Annotated in this window: 17 protein-coding genes; 12 read left to right on the top strand and 5 right to left on the bottom strand. The window is 73.4% G+C overall.

Annotated elements, in window-relative coordinates; genetic code table 11:
- Positions 1 to 196: 196 nt before the first annotated feature.
- Together OIE67_RS33480 and OIE67_RS33475 are read left to right on the top strand one after the other, a co-directional pair.
- Positions 197 to 3097, top strand: a complete 2901-nt coding sequence (locus OIE67_RS33480; protein WP_326628010.1) for a M36 family metallopeptidase — start codon at positions 197 to 199, stop codon at positions 3095 to 3097.
- A 419-nt stretch (positions 3098 to 3516) separates the two neighbouring features.
- Complete coding sequence (locus OIE67_RS33475; protein ID WP_326628008.1) at positions 3517 to 4587, top strand: phosphotransferase enzyme family protein; 1071 nt, start codon at positions 3517 to 3519, stop codon at positions 4585 to 4587.
- Between the two features lie 14 nt (positions 4588 to 4601).
- Here the strand turns inward: OIE67_RS33475 and OIE67_RS33470 are convergent, their stop codons facing one another.
- Together OIE67_RS33470 and OIE67_RS33465 are read right to left on the bottom strand one after the other, a co-directional pair.
- Complete coding sequence (locus tag OIE67_RS33470) at positions 4602 to 5033, bottom strand: hypothetical protein (protein WP_326628006.1); 432 nt, start codon at positions 5031 to 5033, stop codon at positions 4602 to 4604.
- A gap of 144 nt (positions 5034 to 5177) precedes the next feature.
- Positions 5178 to 6452, bottom strand: a complete 1275-nt coding sequence (locus tag OIE67_RS33465) for a serine hydrolase domain-containing protein (protein ID WP_326628003.1) — start codon at positions 6450 to 6452, stop codon at positions 5178 to 5180.
- Between the two features lie 205 nt (positions 6453 to 6657).
- On the opposite strand from OIE67_RS33465, the gene OIE67_RS33460 reads away from it, so the two are divergent.
- The 10 genes from OIE67_RS33460 to OIE67_RS33415 all read left to right on the top strand — a co-directional run bounded on the left by OIE67_RS33460 (position 6658) and on the right by OIE67_RS33415 (position 19086).
- Positions 6658 to 7689: a LacI family DNA-binding transcriptional regulator gene (locus tag OIE67_RS33460; protein ID WP_326628000.1), complete on the top strand. Its 1032-nt coding sequence runs from the start codon at positions 6658 to 6660 to the stop codon at positions 7687 to 7689.
- A 160-nt stretch (positions 7690 to 7849) separates the two neighbouring features.
- Positions 7850 to 9010, top strand: coding sequence for a Gfo/Idh/MocA family protein (locus OIE67_RS33455; protein WP_326627995.1), 1161 nt, complete (start codon positions 7850 to 7852; stop codon positions 9008 to 9010).
- A complete protein-coding gene (locus OIE67_RS33450; protein WP_326627993.1) occupies positions 9007 to 9909 on the top strand; it encodes a DUF6807 domain-containing protein in 903 nt (300 codons plus the stop codon). Before OIE67_RS33455 ends, OIE67_RS33450 begins: the two co-directional genes overlap by 4 nt.
- Entirely contained in the window at positions 9906 to 10685 is a 780-nt protein-coding gene (locus OIE67_RS33445; protein ID WP_326627991.1) for a cupin domain-containing protein, read from the top strand. The genes OIE67_RS33450 and OIE67_RS33445 overlap by 4 nt, the downstream gene beginning before the upstream one ends.
- A 13-nt stretch (positions 10686 to 10698) precedes the next feature.
- A complete protein-coding gene (locus tag OIE67_RS33440; RefSeq protein ID WP_326627990.1) occupies positions 10699 to 11916 on the top strand; it encodes a LacI family DNA-binding transcriptional regulator in 1218 nt (405 codons plus the stop codon).
- Positions 11917 to 12057: 141 nt separating this feature from the next.
- The gene (locus OIE67_RS33435; RefSeq protein WP_326627988.1) at positions 12058 to 12819 is read left to right on the top strand and encodes a class I SAM-dependent methyltransferase; all 762 of its coding nucleotides are present in this window, start codon (positions 12058 to 12060) and stop codon (positions 12817 to 12819) included.
- Positions 12820 to 12859: 40 nt separating this feature from the next.
- Positions 12860 to 13291: a YbaB/EbfC family nucleoid-associated protein gene (locus OIE67_RS33430; protein WP_326627986.1), complete on the top strand. Its 432-nt coding sequence runs from the start codon at positions 12860 to 12862 to the stop codon at positions 13289 to 13291.
- A 172-nt stretch (positions 13292 to 13463) separates the two neighbouring features.
- Positions 13464 to 15635, top strand: coding sequence for an NHL repeat-containing protein (locus OIE67_RS33425; RefSeq protein ID WP_326627984.1), 2172 nt, complete (start codon positions 13464 to 13466; stop codon positions 15633 to 15635).
- Positions 15632 to 16750, top strand: coding sequence for a DUF58 domain-containing protein (locus OIE67_RS33420; protein WP_326627982.1), 1119 nt, complete (start codon positions 15632 to 15634; stop codon positions 16748 to 16750). The genes OIE67_RS33425 and OIE67_RS33420 overlap by 4 nt, the downstream gene beginning before the upstream one ends.
- Positions 16751 to 16878: 128 nt before the next feature.
- Complete coding sequence (locus OIE67_RS33415; protein ID WP_326627980.1) at positions 16879 to 19086, top strand: DUF3488 and transglutaminase-like domain-containing protein; 2208 nt, start codon at positions 16879 to 16881, stop codon at positions 19084 to 19086.
- Between the two features lie 54 nt (positions 19087 to 19140).
- On the opposite strand, the gene OIE67_RS33410 is transcribed toward OIE67_RS33415, so the two are convergent.
- The 3 genes from OIE67_RS33410 to OIE67_RS33400 form a co-directional block, all read right to left on the bottom strand.
- Positions 19141 to 20958, bottom strand: coding sequence for a serine/threonine protein kinase (locus tag OIE67_RS33410; protein ID WP_326627978.1), 1818 nt, complete (start codon positions 20956 to 20958; stop codon positions 19141 to 19143).
- Positions 20959 to 21042: 84 nt separating this feature from the next.
- The gene (locus tag OIE67_RS33405) at positions 21043 to 22305 is read right to left on the bottom strand and encodes a hypothetical protein (RefSeq protein ID WP_326627976.1); all 1263 of its coding nucleotides are present in this window, start codon (positions 22303 to 22305) and stop codon (positions 21043 to 21045) included.
- Positions 22302 to 22922, bottom strand: a complete 621-nt coding sequence (locus OIE67_RS33400) for a hypothetical protein (RefSeq protein ID WP_326627974.1) — start codon at positions 22920 to 22922, stop codon at positions 22302 to 22304. Before OIE67_RS33400 ends, OIE67_RS33405 begins: the two co-directional genes overlap by 4 nt.
- Positions 22923 to 22955: the final 33 nt, after the last annotated feature.

Genomic DNA, 22955 nt, shown 5'->3' with positions numbered 1-22955 from the left:
CCTCATTCCATGTAAGGGATGGTCGCTACGACGACTCTTCGTGTCGCCGAGGCGCCGGACACCTGTCCCGCACTTTTCAACTGCTTATACGCTGATATTTCTCATTTGACAAGATCTTGTCAGCCAGGGTTGGCGATGTTACCTCTTTCGGGAGATGCGCGAAAGCTGCGCATCCCTGACACGCAGGAGGGAAAACGTGTCGACCAAGCCCTGGTTACGCAGCACACTCATCGTCGCCGCGCTCACAGCGTCGGCTCTACCCGTAGCGGGGGCGGCCCGGGGAGAACCCGGCGGGCAGGCCGCCGTCGTCCATGACTTCCAGGCGGAGAACCACGGCGAACCCGACGTGGACAACCGCCAGGGCCGGGTGCCGCCCCCGGCGGAGGCCGACCGGCGCGCCGCCGCGACGGACGCGCGGATCACCTGGAACGCTCTCGGCACCCCGGCCGCCGTCGTCAGCGCGAAGCCGCTGGCCGAGGGCCTGGGCTCCGACCCCGTCCAGGCCGCCAAGACCTACCTCAAGAACAACCAGAACGTCTTCGGGCTGACGGCCGAGTCCGTGGACGCGCTGGAGACGGTCGCGGTCAACCCGATCGGGGAGGGCGCGGCCGTACTGCTGCGCCAGCGCTTCGGCGACCTGCCGGCCGGCGTGGACGGTCTCGTCGCCGTCGGCGTGTCCGGCGGCCAGATCAGGCACGTGACGTCCACGCTGTCCCGCAGCACCGAAGCGCCTCCGGCCGCGGCCATCACCGCGGAGCGGGCCATGGAGATCGCGGCCGCCGACGGCGGCATCGACCTGGCCACGGCGATCACCAAGCAGGCCACCCCGGTCGCGGTGCCGGCGCCCGACGGCGTGCACAACGCGTTCCAGGTCGTCCTCATCGGCGGGGCTCAGGGCGCCGAGGCGGGGTACACGACGCACGTGGACGCGGTCAGCGGCGCGATCCTGACCAGGGAGAACCTGGTCGACCACGTCGACCCGGAGAACCCGCGCTGGGCGGCCTTCCCGTCGAACCCGCGCGACGACTACAGCTCCAAGGACTCCCGCCAGACCTGGTGCTACGCGCCCGGCCCCCGCTGCGACTACGTCACCGGCGGCGACCCGGGGACGGGCAAGGCGTGGGACGTGGACCACGCCACGAACGAGCCTGCGAACACCAGCCTCGGCAACGCGGCCAGGACCTTCGAGAACCGGGCGAACGGCGACCCGTTCTCGGTCGGCACCCGCTCCAACGTGCCCACCCCGAGCCGTAACTACGTCTACCCGTGGAAGAACGCCTGGTACCAGGCCAAGTGCGACCCCGCGGCGCTCGACCAGCCCGGCGAGGCCGACCTCGAGGCCGCCATCGCCAACCTGCACGCCATGCACAACCGCATGCACGACTGGTCCTACCGGCTCGGCTTCACCGAGACCGCGTGGAACATGCAGGCGGACAACGGCACGCGCGGCGGGCTCGGCAACGACCCCGAGCAGGGCAACGCCCAGGCCGGCGCTCGGGTCCTGTCCGTACGCGACAACGCCAACCAGATCACCGGCCCCGACGGGGTCGCGCCGATCACGAACATGTACCTGTGGCAGCCGATCGCCGGCTCCTTCTACTCGCCGTGCGTGGACGGTGACTACGACATGTCGGTCATCGGCCACGAGTACACGCACGCCATCTCCGGCCGCATGATCGGCGGGCCCAACGCCGGCTGGAGCGGCACCCAGCCCGGGGCCATGAACGAGAGCACCTCCGACCTGTTCGCCATGGAGTACCTCTACGAGTACGGCTTCCGCCCCTCGGGCCAGACCCCGTACGTCACCGGCGGCTACGTCACCGGCGACAAGGGGCGCGGCATCAGGAACTACGACATGTCGAAGTCGCCGCTCAACTACAGCGACCTGGCCTACGACATCGTCGGCACCCAGCCGCACGCGGACGGCGAGATCTGGTCGGCCACGCAGTTCGACGTGCGCGCGGCCTTCGTCAAGCGGTACGGCCAGGGCTCGGCCAAGCAGCAGCAGGCGTGCGCGGAGGGCCGGACGCCGGTCGGGAAGTGCCCGGGCAACCGGCGCTGGGCGCAGCTCTCGTTCGACGCGCTGCTGCTGATGGCCACCGGCGCGGTCAGCTACGTCGACCACCGTGACGCGCTGCTGGCGGCCGACGCGATCCGCTTCGGCGGGGCGAACCAGGACATCATGTGGCGCGCGTTCGCCGAGCACGGCCTGGGCGACGGCGCGGCCAGCAACGGCGCGAACGACGCCGACGCGACGCCGAGCTTCGTCAACCCGGCGGGCCGGAACGGCTCGCTGCAGCTCAAGCCCCTGGGCGAGGCGAAGGGCGCGGCGCTGCGGCTGTACGTGGGCGACTACGAGGGCCGCGTCGTCCCCGTCGCCGACACCGACCCGGCCACCCCGCTCGGTGACACGGTCGAGATGACCCCCGGCCAGTACGACTTCGTCGTCGTGGGCGCGGGCTTCGGCCACAAGCGGCTGAAGTACGCGGTCCTGCCGGGCGTCAAGCTGCCGCTGCCGCTGGCGCTGACCCGCAACCACGCCTCGGCGGCGAACGGGGCGGCGGCGATGGGCGACGGCGTCAACCAGCTCAGGCTGATCGACGACACCGAGGCGACGAACTGGGCCTCGCTCACCGGCGCGCCCGCGGGCAAGTCGGTCGTGGTGGACCTGGCGGGCGACAAGCCGGTCAAGATCCGCCGGGTGCAGGTCAGCGCCCTGCTGCGGCCGAACGTCGGCGACCCGGCCGACCCCGGCGCGCAGAACCGCTTCTCCAGCCTGCGCTCGTTCGAGGTGCTGGCGTGCAGCGCGAACTGCGCCGACCCGGCCAGTTTCCGCAAGGTCCACACCAGCCGCGCGAACGCCTTCGACGCCAGTCTGCCGCGGCCGCGAGGCGCCGACATGCTGATCAAGTCGTTCGACATCAGGGACACGAACGCCACGCACCTGATGCTGCGCGCGCTCAGCACGCAGTGCACCGGCAACCCGCTGTACGCCGGTGAGCAGGACGCCGACCCGAACTCCGCGACGGACTGCGCCACGGCCAGCCCGCAGCGGGATCAGGTCAGGGCGGCCGAGTTCCAGGCCTTCTCGCACTGATCCCTTCCCTTCCGACAGCGGCCCGCGTCCCGGCCTGGGGCGCGGGCCCCTTTATCGCGCCTAGTAGTTTGGGGTCGTACTATTCGAAGCCGGGTCTGATCGACGCCCACGCGCACGTCTTCGACGGCGACCTGGCCGAGGCGCTGACGTTCGGCGACCGAGCTGGACACGAACAACCTGCCGCCCACCCTGGCCGTCCAGCGCCGGAGCCGAGCCGCTGCGCGATCCGCGCGTCGCGGCGCGGCTGTCCGACCGGGGCAGGATCGCGCCGGGGCTCCGGGCCGACCTGCTGCTCGTGGACGGCGACCCGACGAGCGACATCACGGCGACCAGGGCCATCGCCGACGTGTGGCGGGCCGGCGTACGCCAGGAGCGGCGGTGACCGGCGGTGGCGGGGGCTTGTGCGGCAGTCTGGAGGCATGGACCTGGTGGCGTGCGCGCGGGCGGCGTTCGGATGGGATGACGACGTCGTGGTCTCGGAGGGGCGGCGGGGCGCGCTGGGCCAGATCTGGCGGGTGGAGACCGGGACGGCGTCGTACGCGCTGAAGGAGATCTTCGGCGAACCGCCGGCGGAGACGCTGGTCGCGGCCGAACTCGCCTTCACCCGGCGGGCCGCCGCGCACGGGGTGCGGCTTCCGGCGAGCCACCCGAGCCGCGACGGCCGCCATCTGGTCGAGACACCCGGGGGGCCGTGGCTTCGCCTGTACGACTGGATGGACCTGAGCCCGGTCGACCCGGCGGGCCCGGCCACGCCGGAGGACCTGGGGGCGCTGTTCGCCCGGCTGCACCGCTGCGCGCCCGCCGTGACCGCCGAACCCGACGGGCAGGGCCCCGACCCCTGGTACCACCGCCCGCCCGACCTCAGCGCGTGGGAGCGGGTAGTAGTCGCGGTGGGTGCGGGGGAGCAGGGGCAAGGCGCGGCCGGGGCGGGGGAGCGGGTGGCAGGTGCGGTGGGTGTGGTGTGGGGGGATCGGCTGCGGGAACGGCTGGTCACGGTGCCCGAGCTGAGCGCCGCGGTGGTCCCGCCCGAGCCGGCCGCCCTGATCCTCTGCCATCGCGACCTGCACCCGGACAACGTCCTGACCGGCCCGGAGGGCGAGCTCGTGGTGGTGGACTGGGACCGCCTCGGCCCCGCCGAGCCGGGGCGGGAGCTGGCCATGGCTCTGTTCGACTGGTTCTGCGACCCGGCGCCCGACCTGCCCGCCATGCGCCGTATGTACCGGACCTACCTGCGAGAGGGCGGGCCCGGCCGGATCGACGGGCCGGCCGCCTTCTCCATGCTCGTCGCCTCCCGGCTGAACTTCCTGCTGCTCCAGACGCGGATCGCGCTCGACCCGGGCGCCGAGCCGCGGCACCGCGCGTGGGCGGAGCGCGAGATCGACGAGGCGCTGCGCATCATGCCGGCCCCCGCCCACCTGGCCGCCGTGCCGGCGGCGCTGGAACAGCCCCGGGGCCCGGCGGACGACCGCCGGGCCCCGGGGCGCGCGTGACCTGAGGTCACGTCCTAGTAGATGCGGTGCTTGCTGCCGCAGTGGTCGAACTTGCCGCCCCAGCAGGTGAACGTGTAGACCTTCTTGATCCCCCTGCCGTTCCAGCTGCCGACGGTCTTGCCGTCCCAGGACCGGTTGAACTTGTGCCAGCCGCCGTTCTGGTAGAACTCGAACCAGATCCAGCCCTTCTTGCCGCCGCGCTTCTCGACGCCGTACCACTTCGTGTAGACCTTGCCGTGGGACTTCCAGGTCTTGCCGAAGGTGTAGGCCTTGCGGTCGCTGGAGAAGTACCTGCCCCAGTTGCCGAAGCTCGCGGTGCTGCTCTCGGCGGTGGCCACGGAGCCGGTGGCGGCGCTGGTGCTCGCCTGGGCGGTGGCCGGGACGAGCGCGAGGCCGGTCATGGCCGTCGAGCCCGCTATGGCGGCGATCGCGAGGATCTTACGCATGTGGGTGTCCTCCCCTGTCGGTGCTGCCGGGTGGTCCGGCAAACAGGACAGTACGGAGATTCGCGCCGCCCATCTGCGGAGGAATCCACACATCACGAGTGACCGCCGACACACCCCGGCCTTCGGCCGCTCAGGTTCGGCCCGTCAGCGCTTGACGGAGAACGTCCGGTCCGCGGCGAACGGGACGAACGCCGGCTGCGCCGCCCTGGCCTGCGGCGCGGCCTGCCCGCACGCGGCCAGCAGGTAGTACTGGACGATGGCCACGTCGATGGGGCTCACCTGCGGGACGCCGTTCTCGTCGACCGTCTGGTACTTGGTCAGGTTCTGCCCGATGGACAGCTGGCGCTGACCGTCCTCGCTGGTCAGCGAGTCGGTGGCCATGCCGAAGACGCTGCCGCTGTGCCCCCAGAACCGGCCGCACGGCAGGTCGGTGGAGTAGAGGCCGAGGCCGTAGTTCAGCAGGCCGCCGCCGACGTTCACCGGCACCGTCTTCCGCATCTCGGCGAGCTGCTCCTGGCCGATCACCTCGCCGCGCAGCAGGGCCCGGTAGAAGCGGTTGAGGTCGTCCATCGTGGAGGTGAGCGCGCCCGCCGTCGAGATCCACGACATGTTGTAGACGCTGTAGTCGCGCGGCGGGTCGATGAGGCCGAACATCGACTCGTACGCCTTCGAGTGCGGACCCGGGATGAGCGGCGTGCGCGGGAACGACGTGTGCCGCAGACCGGCCGGGCGGATGACGTGCTGGGTGATGTACCGCTCCGCGTCCATGCCCGTCACCTTCTCCAGCAGCAGGCCGGCCAGCACGTAGTTGGTGTTGGAGTACACGCCGGGAGTCGTCCCCGGCTCGCCGGTCGGCGCGGCGCCGAGGCCCAGGCGCACCAGCTCCAGCGGGGTGAACGTACGCAGCCGGTTGTCGTCGAGGCTCTTCGTCGAGCCTTCCAGCAGCGACGGGAACGCCGGGCCCACCAGGTCGGCGATGTGGCTCGTGTGGTTGAGCAGCATCCGTACGGTGATCTTCGTGCCGCGCTCGCCCGGCACGACGTCGGGCAGGTAGCGGCCGACGGGGGCGTCCAGCTCGATCTTGCCGCGGGCGACCTGCTGGAGCACGGCCACCGCGGTGAACGTCTTGGTGATGCTGCCGACCCGGTGCACCATGTCCGGCCGCACGGGACGGCGGGTGCGCACGTCGGCCACGCCGGAGGCGCCCCGCCAGCTCTGGCCGCCGTCACGGGTCTCGGTGTAGACGCCGTACATGCCCGCCTCGTGCACCGCGTTCAGCGACTTGCGCAGCGCCTGCCGGTCGAGCCCGGTCCCGGCCGCGGCGGGCTGGGCGGGAAGTGCGGCGAGCAGCAGGCCGGCGGCGGTGGCGGCGGCCGCCCGGCGGACGGCGGTGTTCTTTCCCAGCTGACGAATGACCATGAGTGAAGCATGATCGAAGCGGGGGTGTCCGGGTCAGTCCACTGTGTCACCGGTCGTCCATGACAGGAGTCATACGGGACGGTTCGTGCGGGCGGCAGACAGGGCCGGCCGGCGCTGGGCGTACGGGACGGTTCAGGCGGTTGGCAGGCGCTACCCTGCAGTGTCGGTCGTTTGCGCGGTCGTTCCGAAGGAGAGGACGCAGCGGATGCCCCACGCGGCCAGGCCCACGGTCACGCTGCACGACGTGGCCGCGGCGGCGGGCGTCTCGGTCGCCACCGCGTCCAGGGTGCTCGGCGGCAGCGCCAGGAAGGTCGCCCCCGAGTTCCAGGCCCGCGTGCTGGCCGCGGCGGCGGCCCTGCGCTACACGGTGGACGCCTCGGCCAGGGCGATGCGGCGGGCCAGCGACTCGATCGCGCTCGTCGCCGACGATCTCACGACGCCGAGCATGGGCCTGGTGGTGGCGGCGATGGAACGCGAGGCGCGCACCGCGGGGGCGTTCGTCACGGTGTCGTCCACGATGGGCGATCCGGAGCGCCAGGCGGAGACCGTCCGCGTGCTCAGGTCGTTGCGCCCGCGCGCCCTCGTGCTCACCTCCAACCGGCTGCTGGCCGCCGCCGACGAGGACCGGCTGGTGAAGGAGCTGCTCGCGTACGAACGGGAGGGCGGCCGGGTCGCCGTCGTCGGCGAGACGGACCTGACGTTCGACACGATCGCCTTCGACAACGTCGGCGCGGCCCGTGCGATGGGCGCGTTCGTCGGGCGCGCCGGGCACCGGCGGGTGGCGATCTTCGTCGGCGCGGGGGACCGGCGGAACATGAGCGACCGCACGGCCGGGTTCGTGGCGGGGCTGCGCGCGGAGGGCGTCCGTGCGAGCGACATCGAGCTCGTGTCCTGCCGGGCCGACAGGGACGGTGGGTTCGCCGCCGCGCGCGAGCTGGCCGAGGCGGGGATGGACGGCAGGCAGGCGGTTCTCGCGAGCAACGACGCCATCGCGATCGGCGCGATGTCGGCGTTCCGCGCGGCTTCCCTGAACGTGCCCGGCGACGTCTCGGTGACGGGGATCGACGACCTCCCGCTCGCCTCCGACGTGACGCCGCGGCTGACGACCGTGGCGCTGCCGCTCGCGCGGGCCGGGGCCGAGGCCATCCGGTTCGCGGTGGGGGAGCGGGGGCCGGCCAGGCGGCTTGTCCTTGCGGGACGGCTGATCGTCAGGGACAGCCTCCGGCCTCGTCCGTGACCCGCGTGCCTTGACGCTCCGGGTCATAGGCGGGCAAACTGCGGAATACGTTTTCCCATGGCGTACGGAAGAGATGCTGTCCGACCGGCGGGTTGACCAGCACCGAGCGCCGAGCCGGGATCGACGGCGCCCGGCCCCCCACCGAATCGCGAAGGAACACATGTCTGAACGCACGTACAGGGCCGCCATCATCGGCACCGGCGGGATCGCCCACGCGCACGCCAAGGCCGTGCTGGACTCGGCCGGCCGGACCTCGGGGGCTTCCGGCGGCCCGGCCGGGGGCGCCGGGGCTTCGGGCGGCGGGGCCTCGGGTGGCCGGGCCGAGCTGGTCGCCGTGGCCGACGTGGACGCCGGGCGGGCGCGCGAGTTCGCCGCCACGTACGGCATCCCGCACGCCTACGCCGACGCCGAGGAGCTGCTGCGCGAGGAGCGGCTGGACATCGCGCACCTGTGCACACCGCCGCAGCAGCACGCCCCGCTGGCCCTGGCCTGCCTGGAGGCCGGCGTGACGGCGCTGGTGGAGAAGCCGCCCACACTCTCCCTCGCCGAGTTCGACACCCTGATCGAGGCGGAGCGGCGCTCGGCCGGGCACGTCGCGACCGTGCTGCAGCACCGCTTCGGCGCCGGCGCCGTACGGCTGCGGCGGCTGGTGGAGGCGGGCGAGCTGGGCCGCCCGCTGCTGGCCACCTGCCTGACCCAGTGGTACCGCGGCGACGACTACTACGCGGTCCCGTGGCGCGGCACGTGGGAGTCGGAGGGCGGCGGGCCCACGATGGGCCACGGGATCCACCAGTTCGACCTGCTGCTGTCGGTGCTCGGCCCCTGGCGCGAGGTGACCGCCGTGGCCGCCCGTCAGGCCCGCCCGGTGGACACCGAGGACGTGTCGATGGCGCTGGTGACGTTCGAGAGCGGCGCGGCGGCGACCGTGGTGAACTCCGTCCTGTCCCCGAGGCAGACCTCCGAGCTGCGCTTCGACTTCGAACGCGCCACGGTCGAGGTCGAGCACCTGTACGGCTACACCGACGACGACTGGACCGTCACCCCCGCCCCCGGCCACGACGACGTGAAATCTCTGTGGCAGCCCGACCCCGGCAGCGGGTCCAGCGGCCACGGCGACTGGTTCGCGGCCGTGCTCGACGCGCTCGACCAGGGCCAGGCGCCGCCGGTCACCGCCGCCGACGCCCGCAGGACCATGGAGTTCATCGCCGCCCTGTACGCCTCCGCCTTCACCGGCGAACGCGTACAAGCCGGTCAGATCACCGCCGACAGCCCGTTCGCCCGCCGCATGGACGGCACGGGCACCCCCTGGAGGACCACGTGACGTTGCGGGCCACCCACGAACTCGGCCGGTCGGTCGTCGTCAGCGCCGGCGCCGCCGAGCTGTTCACCTACGTCTACCGCCCGGACACGCCGGTGCTGGAGTCGCCCAAGCCGTACCTGCACCCGATCCGCACCCGCGGCGGCGCGCTCGTGTCGCTGTACCGGCCGCACGACCACGTCTGGCACAAGGGCATCGCCTGGTCGCTGCCGCATGTGGGCGAGCACAACTTCTGGGGCGGGCCCACGTACACCGACGGCCGTTACGTCCAGCGCGACAACAACGGCAGCGCCGTCCACCGCGAGCTGACCACGCTGACGGCCAGCGGCGACCGGGTGCAGATCGGCCACACGCTCGACTGGAGCGCGCAGGGCGGCGATCCGGTCATAGAGGAGCGGCGCTCGCTCACGGCCACCCTGGTCGACGACGCGACCTGGGCGCTGGTCTTCGAGACGGCCATGACGAACGTGTCCGGCGCCACGATCGACTTCGGCTCGCCGACCACCAAGGGCAGGGAGAACGCCGGCTACGGCGGCCTGTTCTGGCGCGGGCCCCGCTCGTTCACCGACGGCGTCATCCAGTCACCCGACGGGGCGGGCGGCGACGAGCTGCGCGGCCGGCGCGCCGAGTGGTTCGGCTTCCGCGGCCGGCACGACGAGAGCGGCGACCGCTCCACCGTCGTCATCGTGGACGACGCGGCCAACCCGCAGCACCCGCCGCAGTGGTTCGCCCGCACCGAGAACTTCGCCTGCCTCAACCCCGCGCCGTTCTTCAGCGAGGAGGTGCCGCTGCCGGACGGGCAGACGCTCGGCTTCCGGTACGCGGTCGTCGTCGCCGACGGGGACCGGGGCGAGCACGGCACGGCGTCGCTGGCCGACCACGGCAGAAACGCCCTGCGATGACCTCCCAGGGGACCTCCCAGGGGACCTCCCCCTCCCACGGGGCCTTTCCCGGCGGCACGTCGATCAGCCGGCTGACGGTCTACTCGGGCAGCGCGTGCGCCGACGGGCTGGAGGGCGGCACACCGCACATGCACACGGCCTCGACGGAGGCGTACGTGGTGATCGCCGGCCACGGGACGCTGCAGACCCTGGACGCGCACGGCCTCAGGGAGACCGCGCTGAGCGCGGGCTCGACCGTGTGGTTCACCCCCGGCACCATCCACCGGGCCGTCAACCACGGCGGCCTGGAGGTGGTGGTCGTCATGTCGAACGCCGGCCTGCCCGAGGCCGGCGACGCGGTCATGACGTTCCCGCCCGAGATCGTCGCGGACCGCGAACGCTACCGCGCGGCCGCGACCCTGCCCGCCGACGGCGTCGAGGATGCGGTACGCCGGCGCAGGGACCTGGCGGTCGAGGGCTTCCACCGCCTCACCGAGGGCGGCCCCGAGGCGCTGCGTACCTTCTACGACAGCGCGATCGCCCTGGTCAGGCCCAAGGCGGCGGCCTGGCGGGAGATCTGGGAGAGCACGGTCGCCAGGGAGACCCGGCGCACGGCCGCAGTCCTCGACGCCCTGGAGCGCGGCGACGGCGCGCACCTCATGGAGTCGGCGCTGATGGAGAGCCCGCCGCAGGAGCGGTGGGGGATGTGCGGCAACCTGCGCGCCCACGACGTCGCCCACCCCGTCGTGCACACCCTCGACCCACCGTCACCCCCGCAACCGGAAGCGAACCGCTGACGACGGTGACAGGATGACCGCCATGGAAGATCCGCCGCCGACCCCCGCTATCCCGGCGACTTCCTCGACCCCGGCGACTCCCGCAACCCCGGCATGCCCCGGAACGTCGGCGCCGCCCGCAGCTCCAGCCGGTCCCACAGCTCCAGCTGGTCCCACAGCTCCGGCTGGTCCCACAGCTCCGGCTGGTCTCACGGCTCCAGCGGCTCCCACAGGGTCGGCCGCGACCCTGCACGATGTCGCCAGAGAGGCGGGCGTCTCCATCGCCACCGCCTCGCGGGCCCTCAACGGCAGCGCGCGCAACGTCAGAGCGGAGAACGTCGCCCGGGTACGCGCCGCCGCCGCCAAGCTCGACTACGAGCCGCACCTGTCGGCTCAAGCCATCGCCAAGGGCTCGACCAGGACCGTCGCGCTGGTGGTCCGCGACGTCGCCGACCCCTACTTCTCCACCATCGCGGCCGGCGTCACGCAGGCCGCGACGGAGGCCGGCCTCATCGTCACCATGGCGGTGGCCGACGGCTCGCCCGAACGCGAGCTGGAGATCGTCAGAACCCTGCGGGGCCAGCGCCCGCGCATCATCATCGTGACCGGCAGCCGCATCGAGGGGACCACCACCAGGGACGCGCTCATCGAGGAGCTGACGCAGTACCGTACGGCCGGCGGGCGGGTGGTGCTGATCAGCCAGCGGGACCTGCCGTTCGGCACCGTCACCATCGACGACCGCGGCGGCTCGGCCGCGCTCGCCCGCGCGCTGCTCGCCCGCGGTTACCGCCGCTTCGCCGTCTTCCACGCCGCCCCGTCGCTGCGCACGTCCCGTGACCGGCACGAGGGCTTCCTGTCCGGCCTGGACGGTTCCGGCGCGCCCGCTCCGCTCGCGTTCGAGACCGGCTTCACCCGCGACGGCGGCCACGAGGCGGCGCGGCGGCTGGTGGAACGGGGGATGGGGGACGTGGAGGCGGTGTTCGCGGTCAACGACGTGATGGCGATCGGCGCGATGACCGCCTTCCGCGAGGCCGGCCTGATCCCGGGACGGGACATCGGGGTGGCCGGCTTCGACGACATCGCCCCGGCGGTGGACGTCCTTCCGGCCCTCACCTCGGTGGCCGTACCCTTGCGCGAGGCCGGCCTGACCGCGATGCGCCTGGCCCTGTCGACGGACGACCCGACCGCCCACCGCCCGCTCCCGGCCCAGGTCACCCTCCGCCCCAGCACACCCCACAAACCCACGCCATAACGCCGGCACACCACACCCTCGAACCCGACATGACCGGATGCAGGGAGGCCCCGCACCCGCGACATGACCGGATGCGGGGAGACGTCGTACCCACGACATAACCGGATGCGGGGTACCGGCCCACCAGGCATGATCGCGCCCATGGACTACGAGGCACTGATCCACGAGGCGCTGACCACGCCGTTCGAGGGCTGGGACTTCTCCGTCTTCGGCGACCGCGTCACCTACGACGGCACCCTGCCGTGGGACTACGAGCGCCTGGTCCGCGACCACCTCGCCCACGCCAAGGCCCTCCTCGACCTCGGGACGGGAGGCGGCGAGTTCCTGTCCTCGCTAGCCCTGCTCCCGCCCCGCACCGCGGCGACGGAGGCCCACCCACCCAACCTCCCACTGGCCCGCGCCCGCCTGGAACCCCTGGGAGTAGCGGTCACCGAAGACACCCGCCCGTTCCCCGACGCCTCCTTCGACCTGATCATCAACCGCCACGACTCGTACGACCCGCACGAGTCGAACCGCCTCCTGACCCCGGGCGGCACGTTCCTCACCCAGCAGGTCGGAGGCCGCGACCTGGAGGAGATCAACGCGGCCTTGGGCGGCCCACCGCACGAGGACCACTCCTGGAACCTCGACACGGCCACCACCGACCTGAACGTCACGTGGAGCCAGGAGGGCTCGTTCACCACGACGTTCCACGACATCGGCGCACTCGTCCTGTTCCTCCGCGTCATCCCCTGGCAGGTGCCGAACTTCGACGTTCACACGTACGAGCCCCGGCTCCGCGCCCTGCACGACGCGATGAAACGCGGCCACCCCCTCCACACCACAGCCCACCGCTTCGCCCTGCTGGCCAGGAAGCGGCCCTTCGACGCAGACGAGCGCACGATTCGAGTTTTTCCGAAGTGAGGGTCTCTCCCCTTACCCTCCCGGAGGAGAGCCGGGAGGTATGTTGAGCGGATTTCAGCCGGACGATCTGGAGCGGATCACCGCGCGGGCCGAGGAGATGCTGGCGCACGTCGAGCAGCTCAAGGACGAGCTGGACGTGGTCGTCGGACGGGGTGAGGCGGCGGACGGGCAGGTGCGGGTGACGGCCGGGGCCTCCGGGCGTCTCATCGACGTCGTGCTCGCCCCGCGGGTCATGGGCATGGACAGCAGGAAGCTGGCCGAGGCGGTGTTGCGGGCGGCGCAGGAGGCGCAGGACGAGGTGGCCGGGAAGGTGGACAAGATCATGGCCGGGTCCCCGGAGGCCGGGAACGCCGGGGACGCCGGGGATGCGGTGGACGACGAGAAGCGCTTCGCCGCCATGCTGGAGTCCTTCGAGGCGTCGATGGCCGAGCGGTTCCGCGCCGCCGACGATCAGCGCCGGGACGACCGCTGAGCCGGGCGGTGACCAGCGTGGGGACGGTTGCCGAGCCGGGCGTCGGCGAGTGCCGGGACGGTCGTTCAGCTGGATGTTTCTAGATTATTTGAAGGGTCGTCGGGAGCCGGGTGGGCCGCCCTAGTGTGTCCGCGGACGCGTGTACGCATGGGATCTCGCGGGATGTGAATCGGTGGTCTTTCGGTGGCGGAGCGCGGCGGGGCGGCGGGCGGCGGGCATCGTCGCGGGCGTGCTGACGGCCGCGCTGGTCGGAGTCGGCCTGTTCCTGGACACAGGCGTCTCCAGTGCGCGCCCCAAGCTCGCCGACGTCGGCGCGTGGCTGGCCAGTGCGCTCAACGGTGAGGTGGTGCACGCCAACGGCCTGTCCGGGCAGGTGGACGGCCGGGTGGACCTGGCCTCGGCCGGCGGTCAGGCGCTGACGGTGGTGCAGGACGGCGACAACGTGCTCGTCGTCGACGAGTCCACCGGCAAGGTCAGCCGCATCGACCCCACCCAGCTGGAGGTGGCGCAGACCGGCACGATCGGCGCGGACGGCATGCAGATCGTGATGGGCGCGGGCAAGGCGTACGGGATCGACCCGCGCGGCGGCACCGTACAGCAGCTCGATCCGCTGACCGTGGACACGGTCGGCGCCCCGATCACGCTCAAGCCGCCGCTCGGGCAGGCGGGCATCGACAGGAGCGGCACGCTCTGGGTGCCCGTGCCGGAGGAGGGCACGCTCGTGCAGGTGGCCGGCGCGCAGAAGGGGAAGGCGGTCACGGTCGGCGAGCCCGGCGACCCGCTCACGCTGACGATCGCGAACGGCGTCCCCCTGGTCACCAACTCCGCCGCCGCCACCGCCATGGTGATCGGCGCGACCGGCACCCGGCTGCAGGTGAGCCTGCCCAGCACCGTCACCGAGGCCGGCCGCGCGGGACTGCGGGTCCCCGCCGTGGCCGAGAGCCAGGTGGTGCCGATCCTGGCGCCCAAGCAGGGCGCGCTCGTCCTCGTCGACACCGGCAGCGGCGCGCTGACGACGGTCTCGGTGAAGGGCGGCAAGCTGGGCGCGCCGCAGGCGCTCGGGCGGCGCGTCTACATCGCCGACGAGAGCACGGGCAAGCTCATCGTGTACGACACCGTGGCCAAGCGGTTCGAGCCGGACAAGGTCGTCACCGGCAAGGCGGGGCCGCTGGAGGTGTTCGTCAAGGACGGGCTGCTCTGGGTGAACGACCAGTTCAGCGAGACCGCCCTGGTCATCGAGCAGGACGGCAGGGGGCACCGGGTCGGCAAGTACGACGAGGCGCTCGGCCAGAAGGACACCCCGACGCCGCTGCCCGTGCCCAGCAGCGTGCCCACGGTGGTGCCGCCGACGACCGTGCCGACCCGGACGACCAAGCAGCCGACGTCCGTACCCACGCGGACGAGGACCGCCGCGCCGACCGTGACCGTCACCGCCACCCCGACCAGGAGCGCCACCCAGACCCCCACCGCCACGCCGACGCCCACGCAGACCCAGACCCCGACCCCGACCCCGACGCCGACGGTCACCCCCGACCCGCCGGGCACGGTCACCGCGAACTCCGGGCCCGGCTGGATGGAGATCGTCTTCACGCCGTCCGGCAAGGGCGACGTCACCGGCTACACGCTGAAGGGCGCGCCCGGCGGCGCCGACGTCAGCCCGGACCGGGTACGAGCCGACGGCCCGTTCCAGTTCCGGGTGACGGGCGGCAGCTGCGGCCAGGAGTACACGTTCCGCGTCGCCGCCCAGTACGCCGGCGGCGAGGTGGAATCGGCCCCGTCCATCCCGGTACGTCCCTGCGTCGCCCCCGGCCGCCCGTCCGGATTCACCGCCAAGGGCAAGAACCACGGCGCCGACCTCACCTGGTCGCCGCCCGAGAACGCCAAGGACGGCGTCACGTACCTCCTCGACGGTCCCGGCACCCACCCGGCCGCCCCCGACGGGACGAGCGCGGAGGTGACCGGGCTGAAGAACGGCCAGTCCTACACCTGGACCCTGCGCGCCAAGAACGAGGCCGGCGAGAGCCAGGACCGCGCGGAGGCCACCGCCGAGCTGCGCCCGCCGTCGGCCCAGTTCAGCAACGCCCACAACGACCACCGCGACACGCTCATCCGCTCGGGGCCGAGCGCGGGCGCGGAGGCGGGCCGGATCCCGCAGGGCACGTACGTCACCATGACCGTGCTCTGCCAGCAGAAGGGCGCCGGCTTCACCGACAGCGACACGGGCATGAGCAGCGACGTCTGGAACAAGGTCGAATCCCCCCACGGCAACGGCTGGCTCAACGACGTGCTCATGGACACCCCGAAGGGGGGCTTCCCCGCGGCCCCGCTCTGGGAGTGTGAATGATCACCAGGGCGGGGTGGGGCCTGGCGGCTTCTTCGGTGCTCGTGTACGCCGTGGGGGCGCCGCTCGGGTACGCCCAGGCGGCGGTGCTGGCCGTGGCCGGGCTCGCCGCCGTGGGGGCCGGCGCGCTGTGGACGCTCAGGGGGGCGTCGCTGGAGGTGCGGCGCGAGGTGACGCCCGTGAAGGTGACGCGAGGGGAGCCGGCCATCGCCGTTCTCCACGTACGCAACGCCGGCCGGTGGCGGCACTCGGGGCTGGTCGCCAGGGACACCTGCCGGGACACGACCGTGTCCGTCGAGGTACCCGCGCTGGCCGGGAACACGACGCGGACGGTGTCGTACCGGCTGCCCACGCGCCGCCGGGGGGAGACGCCGGTGGGGCCGCTGCTGCTGGACCGGGGTGACCCGTTCGGGCTGGCCCGCCGCTCGGTCGCGTACGGGCGGACCGACCTGCTCCTCGTCCGGCCCCGCACCGTCCCGCTGCCGCCGCCGCACGCGGGGCGGCAGCGGCACCTCGACGGGCTGGCGGCGCGCTCGGCGCCGGCCGGGACGAGCGGCTTCAACGGGCTGCGCGAGTACGTCGTCGGCGACGACCTGCGCCACGTCCACTGGCGGTCCACCGCAAGGACCGGGATCCTCATGGTCAAGGAGCTGACCGACGTCAACCTGCCCAGCACCGTCACCGTCCTCGACACCAGGACCTCGTCGTACGAGGGCGACGACGAGTTCGAGCTGGCCGTGGACGTGGCCGCGTCGGCGGCCTGCGCGGTGACGCGGGACCGGTTCCCCGTGCGGGTGTTTACCGGGGACGGGGAGCTGGTGCACGCCAAGGGCGGGGAGGACGAGGAGGTGCTCGACCGGCTGGCGCTGGTGCGGCGGTCCGACGCCGCCGAGCCGCCCGCCCACGTGATCAGGCTGGCGGGGGCCGGCGGGGCGCTGGTGCTGGTCAGCGGCACGTACGCGGCACTGGCGGGTGCGGCGGCGGTGCGGCGGCGCTTCGACCAGGTGCTGTTCGTCCGGGTGGGGCCCGCGTCGCCGGGCGGGGTGCCACGGGCGGCGGGGGTCACGGTGATCGAGGTGGGGGATCTCGGGGAGCTGGCCGCGCTATGGCCACGCTAGCCACCCCACCGAGCGCCCCCGCCGGACAGCCCGCCCCTGGCCCGCAGCCGTCTGCCGCCCCTGTCCCGCACGACGGTGCGGCCGGGCCTCGCGATGGCGTGGGGCCGGGGCGGCGGGTGGCGTCCGTCGTGGCGGTCGCGTTGCTGGTGGCGGGGGCCGGGCTGGCGTTCGACGGGGTGTTCCCGATGGACGCGCTGCTGCCCGTGGTGGCGGTGGCGGCCGGGGTGCCGTCTGTGCTGTCGCTGCTGGTCTCCGGACGGTTGCCGCTCTGGGGCGTCGTCCCCGTACAGGCGCTGGCCTGGCTGACGGCGGTGTCGGCCACGGTGTTCAGGGATGAGGCGTGGCTCGGGTTCCTGCCCGGCCCGGCCGCCGTCCGCGCCGCGCTGACCGGCGTGCGTGAGGCGGGCGGCAGACTGCTGACCACCATCCTGCCCGCCGCCCCGGACAGCACCGCGATCGTGCTGGTCAGCTTCCTGGTCTGGGCCGCCGCCGCAGTCGGGGCCGAGCTGGCGCTGCGGTCCCGGGCCGTGCTGCTGCCCGCCGTGGCCGCGCTGCCCGTGCTGGCCGTCGCGGTCGTGCTCGGGGTCGCGGGGGCGGGCTCCGGGATGCCGTACGGGGCCGGGTTCGCGGGGCTGGCGCTGCTGCTCGCGCTGGTCAGGTCCGGCAGGCCGGCGGGGACGATCGCGGCGGGCGTGCCGCTGCTGGCCGGCCTGGTGCTGGTGGCCGCCGTCGCCGGTCCCGTGCTGCCCATGGCCGGGCGGCCGTACGACGTGCGCGAGCTGGTCGAACAGCCGCCGCCGCGCCCGATCAACGGGGTCAGCGCGCTCGACCAGGTGTCGGCGTGGCTGCAGAACCCCCAGCGCGAGCTGTTCACGGTCAGCACGAGCTCCGAGGCGAACCTCCGGCTGGCCGTCCTGGACACCTTCGACGGGGTGAGCTGGACGTCGAACGCCGGCTTCGTTCCCACGGGCGGCCGGGTGCCGGGCCAGCCGGGTGCGCGTGACAGCGTCGTGCAGCGGTTCACCGTGCGGAGGCTGCCGGGGCCGTGGCTGCCCGCCGCCGACCGGCCGCTGCTGGTCGCCGGGCCCGGCATCGTGGTCGATCCCGCCACCGGGATGCTGGCCGGCACGCAGGCCCGCGAGGGGATGACGTACCAGGTGACCTCGGGGATCCGCCGGTTCACGACGGAGGAACTGCGCGGGGCGACCGCGGCCGACGACCCGGCCGCCCGCGCCCTGCCGGACGGGCCCGACGGCCGTACGCCGCCGCAGCGGGCCCGGCTCGGGCGGATCGCCCGCCGCGCCACCGAGGGGGCGCGCAGCCCGACGCAGCAGGCCGCCAAGCTGGCGGCCTACCTGCGCAAGCTCGCCGTGAACGACGTCAACGCGCCGCCGGGGCACGGGTACCGCAGCATCGAGTTCTTCCTGACGGAGTCGAAGCGGGGGACGACCGAGCAGTTCGCCGCGTCGTTCGCGCTGCTGGCCCGCTCGATCGGGCTGCCCAGCAGGATCGTCGTCGGGTTCCGGCCCGGTACGGCGCAGGAGTCCTCGCGAGCGGGCCGGGACGCCGGACAGGCGCAGGGGACGGGCGCGGGCCGGGCCGGCACCGGGGAGCAGTTGACCGGGACCGGGGCCTTGGCACGGGAGAGCGGTGGCGTGCGGCAGGTGCGCGCCGGGGATGTGCTGGCTTGGGCGGAGGTGGAGTTCAAGGGGATCGGGTGGGTGCCGTTCTATCCGACGCCCTCGCGTACGCGGGCCGGCGAGGGAGGCGACGTGGCCGAGGGCGCTCCCAAGCAGGCCAAGGAGATCGAGCAGGCGATCAACGACGACTCCTCCCAGCCCGAACCCGACGAGACACCCACCGGTCAGGCGAGCCGGCAGCCGCGACCCGTCCCGGGCGGGACGTCGTGGACTCTCGTGTGGGTGGTGGTTCCCGCTGTCCTGCTGGCGTTCTACCTGCTCGCGGTGGGCATCGTGCCGTTCGTCCGCAGAACGCGCCGCCGTCGAGGCGCCTCGGCCGCCGCCCGCGTGTTGGGGGCGTGGCGGGAGACGGTGAGCCGCATGCGGGCGGCCGGGATCCCCGTCGCCTCGGGCGCGCTGACCGCCGGTGAGGTGGCGCACCTGGCCGAGGAGGCTCTGGGACCCGGCGCGCGGGAACCGCTGACCACACTCGCCGACCTGGCCAACCTGGCCACCTTCGGCGGAGCACCCGTGGACGACGCCGACGCCGAACTGGCCTGGCGGCACCACGCCACGGTGGACGGGCTGGTCAGGCGGCGGTCAGGGGTGGCGCGGAGGCTCGTCACCCGGCTGGCGCCGCTGTCGCTGTTCGGCTGACGACGCGGCCGGGGCGGGTGGTGTCGCTGTGGGCTGGGCTTGCGAGCGAGGTGGCTATTCGGCTGAGGTTGTCGGCGGGGTGGCCAGGGGGAGCACGATCGGGGGCTGGGCCTGGTCGTCGTTCTGGGTGCCTGACTCCGCCGCGCCCCTGATGCACAGCGCGGACGACCAGGCCACCGACGACGGCCGGCCCAGGGTGACCACGCTGCCGACCTTGAAGCAGTAGCCGAGGGCCGGGTCCAGGCCGCCGACGGTGTAGGTGCTGCCGCCGGTGGTCGCCGACATCAGGCGGTCGCCGGGGGACTGCTGGATGATCATGGGGTAGCCGTTCTTCCGCACGGCCTTCCAGGCCAGCGTCACCATGGTGCCGCTGTCGGTGACCAGCTTGAGGCTTTTGGGGCGGTACGTGGCGACGGTGGCCGGGTCGGCGCTTCGTCGTACGGCGGGCGGGGATGGTGACGGCGTCCCCGGGTCGCCCCACTCCTGGTCCCGCAGTGTCTTCGGCGGCTGCCGGTCAGCCGGTGGCGCGACGCTCGTGGAGGCGTCCGGCGGCGCGACCGTGGAGGCGTCGGGTGGCGCGTCGTTGACGGAGCCGTCCGGTGGGGTGGCATCGCCGGCGGGCTCCGTGGCCCCGGCCTGCTGCTGCGCGGTCGTGGTCCCGGCGCCGCCGCTCATCGCCAGGGCGACACTGCCCGCCCCCACCAGCACCGCCAGTGCCGCCCCGCCCGCCACGAGCAACGGCACCTTCCCGCCCCGGCCACCCGGATCCGGGGCCGCGGGCGCGTGCGGCGGCGCGGTGACCTCAGGAGCCGGCGGCAGGAACGGCTGCGGCCCGGCCGGCGGCCTGACCTGCGAGCGATCCGGATCCACCGTCCAGACAAGCTCCGGCGGCCCCGACCACTCCTGACCGCCGGAGACCGGACCGGTCATGCTGACCGCCGCGCCCTCGGCCGGCGGCATGGTGAGCCACGCTTTGGGGACGCGGACGGTGGGGTCGTGATCCACCTCGCCGTCCCCGCCAGCCGTGCCGGCCTGCTGCCCGGTCCTGCCGGGTGGGGTGGCGGCGGTGGCGAGGACGGTGGCCGGGGGGCGGGTTGCTGGGTCTTTGGACATTGCCGCGAGCAGGAGGGCAGCCAGGGATGACGGCACCGAGGCGGGCAGTGGGGGTGGGTCCTCGGTCAGGACGCCGAGGGCGAACCTGGCCGTGCTTCCCGGTCCGTCCAGTGCGAACGCGGGCCGGCCTGCCAGCAGTTCGTACGTCATCGACGCCAGCGCGTACACGTCGGAGGCCGGCACCGGCGGACGCCCTTCGAGCTCCTCCGGCGCGGCGTGCACCGAGGGCGGCGTCCCGTCCGGCAGTTCCACGATCGACATCAGCGCCGACATGGCGTACCCCGTCAGCACCACCCCGCCGCCGGTCATGACGACGTTCTCCGGCTTGACGCGCCCGTGCACCCCGCCGGCCGCGTGCGTGGCCGCGACCGCGTGCGCCACCGACCGCAGCAGCCCCGTGGCCTGCTCCAGCGGCAGGGGCAGGCCGCGTCCCGGCCGTTCGGCGACCGTGAGACCTTCGTGCGGCGGCGTCACCAGGTACGGCCGTCCGTCCCCCGTCGCCCCCACCTCCAGCACCGGGACCACCGAGCCGAGCGCCGCCAGCGCCTCGGGGAAGCCGAAGCCGCGCATGATCCGCTTCAGCGCCCGCTTGTCCACCCGGTGACACGCGAGCGTCTTGACCAGCACCTCGCCGCCCGGCCGGCCTCCCTCGCCGGAAGCCGCGGTCCGCGCCAGGTACGTGGTCCAGGGCCCGTCCTGCCCGGCCCGCTCCAGCAGCCGGTAACCGCGCACCCGCTCGGCGATCACACCCACCGGCACACCACGCTCATCGCCGCACCACGCTCATACGACCGTCGCCCATGTCGCCCCGCTCGCGCGGTCCATCGCCTCATGCCGCCGCGCTCATGCGATCACCGGCGGGCCGCCCAGGTCGTCGGACTCGAACGCCTCGTCCTCCACCAGCGCCATCCTGGTCCGCTCCCGTTCGCGCTCCTGCCCGGCCCCGGCCCCAGTCGCGCCGAACGGCGGCAGCATGCCCATGGGCATCCCGTTCAGCCCGAGCCCCGCTCCGGCGGCCAATGGCTTGGGCACGCTGACGCCGAACGGGGCCACGGGGGTGGCGCCCGAGGTGACGCCGGGCCCGTTGCCGGTGGGCGGGAGCGTGGTGGTGCCGGAGACGGCCGGCGGCAGGTTCGACGTCGGCAGGGCGGACGGTGGCAGGCTGGACAGGTCCGTCGTGGACGGCGGCTGCGACAGCCCGCCGGGCGGGTCGAGCGAGGGAGGGGACATGCCAGGCATGTCCGGGTTCGGCAGCGAGGGGTGCTGGACACCGGGACTCTGGACACCCGGGTTCTGGCCGCCGGAGAGCGACGGGTCCTGGAGCGACGGGTCACGCAGGGAGGGGTCGCGCAGGGAGGGGTCGCCCAGGGAGGGATCCGTGAGGGACGGGTCCTGCGGTTGGCGGAGGCCGGGGAGGTCCGGGCCGCCGGTCCCCGGGCCGTAGGGGGAGCCAAAGCCGGATATATCACCGTAAGGGGAGGTCAGTCCGCTGCCCGAGTACGAGCCGCCGGGCAGGCCCAGCCCCCGCCCTGACGACGGCAGGCCCAGATCCGCCCCCGGCGCGGACGTGCGCTGCTCGACGGTGGGCGCGATGGCGCCGTACACGTCCCCCATGTACCCGTTGAGCAGACGGAGGTGATGCCGCGCGAGGACGTGGCCGTTGTCCTCGACGCTGCCGAAGGCGTCGAAGACGTCGTCATCGAGGCCGACCGAGCCGGTCCCGGGAACGTTGTCCTTGAACCAGCGCAGCACCTTGTCCCCGTACCATTCGAGCGGCGTCCCGACCGAGGTGGCCGCGGCGCTGATCCTGGCCAGGTCCCGCTGCAGCTCGCCCAGGGTCCTGAAGACGCCCTCCAGCGACTCCCCGCCGAGCGTCTCGGAGATGGCGCGGGCCTGCGCGCTCAGCTCCGCCACCGACTCCCCGCACATGCGGGCGATCTCCAGGTAGTCGCGCCCGGCCCGGGCGATCTGCTCGGGCTCGGTCGACTGGAGGAGGGCGGCGACGCCGTCGGCGTCCTCGGAGTCCGCGCCGTTGAGCGACTGGGTGCCGTCGGGATGCGGCGCCCGGTTCTCGTCCCTGAGCGCCTCCTCCCAGAAGTCGCTCATGTACGCGCCCGCCGGTCGCTCGCGAGGGACCGGTCCGCCCCCTTGGCCGTCTGCACGGTCGCGTCGAGCGCCTGGATGACGGACTCGTACACGGTGCACAGCCGGTCGATCGCGCCGCCCAGCGCGGCGTGCGCCTTGTCCGTGGTCGCGCGCAGGTCGTCGGCGGCCTGCCAGGCGCCCAGCTCGCGCTGGTCGAGCCGGGCCCGGTCGAGCAGGAGCTTCAGGCCCGTGTCCTGGCCGGCGCCCTTGAGCCGGTCGAGGTCCTGGCGCAGCCGTTCCACCGGCGACGACGGCCGGGGCGTGCCGGTGGCCGGGTCCTCGTAGGCGTCGAGGTCGACGAACAGCTCCTTCTTCGGCGCGCCGGGGTCGATCGGGTGCGCGGCGAGCAACCGGCCGCCGTCCGGGTCGGGCGGCGTGAGCGTGCTCTGGCCGGGGTAGGCGCCCTTCCCGTGGTCGACGAGGTGGTCGGCGTAGGCGTCCTCGACGGTGTGCGCCTCGTAGTCGAACTCCTCGCCCGAGCCTCCGCCCTCGTAGGTCCTGGTGAGCTTCTCCCGTTCCAGGTACGACCTGCCGACGGTCGGCCGCTGGCTGTCCCCGCCGTCCTCAGGTGTCGTCATGCTCTCTCCGCGTCCACACGTCGCCGGACATGC

Origin of the sequence: Nonomuraea fuscirosea (genome assembly GCF_035917475.1) — a bacterium.
Classification (GTDB): domain Bacteria; phylum Actinomycetota; class Actinomycetes; order Streptosporangiales; family Streptosporangiaceae; genus Nonomuraea; species Nonomuraea fuscirosea.
Note: the sequence above shows the minus strand (reverse complement) of the source record. Positions and strands in the feature narration are given on the sequence as shown.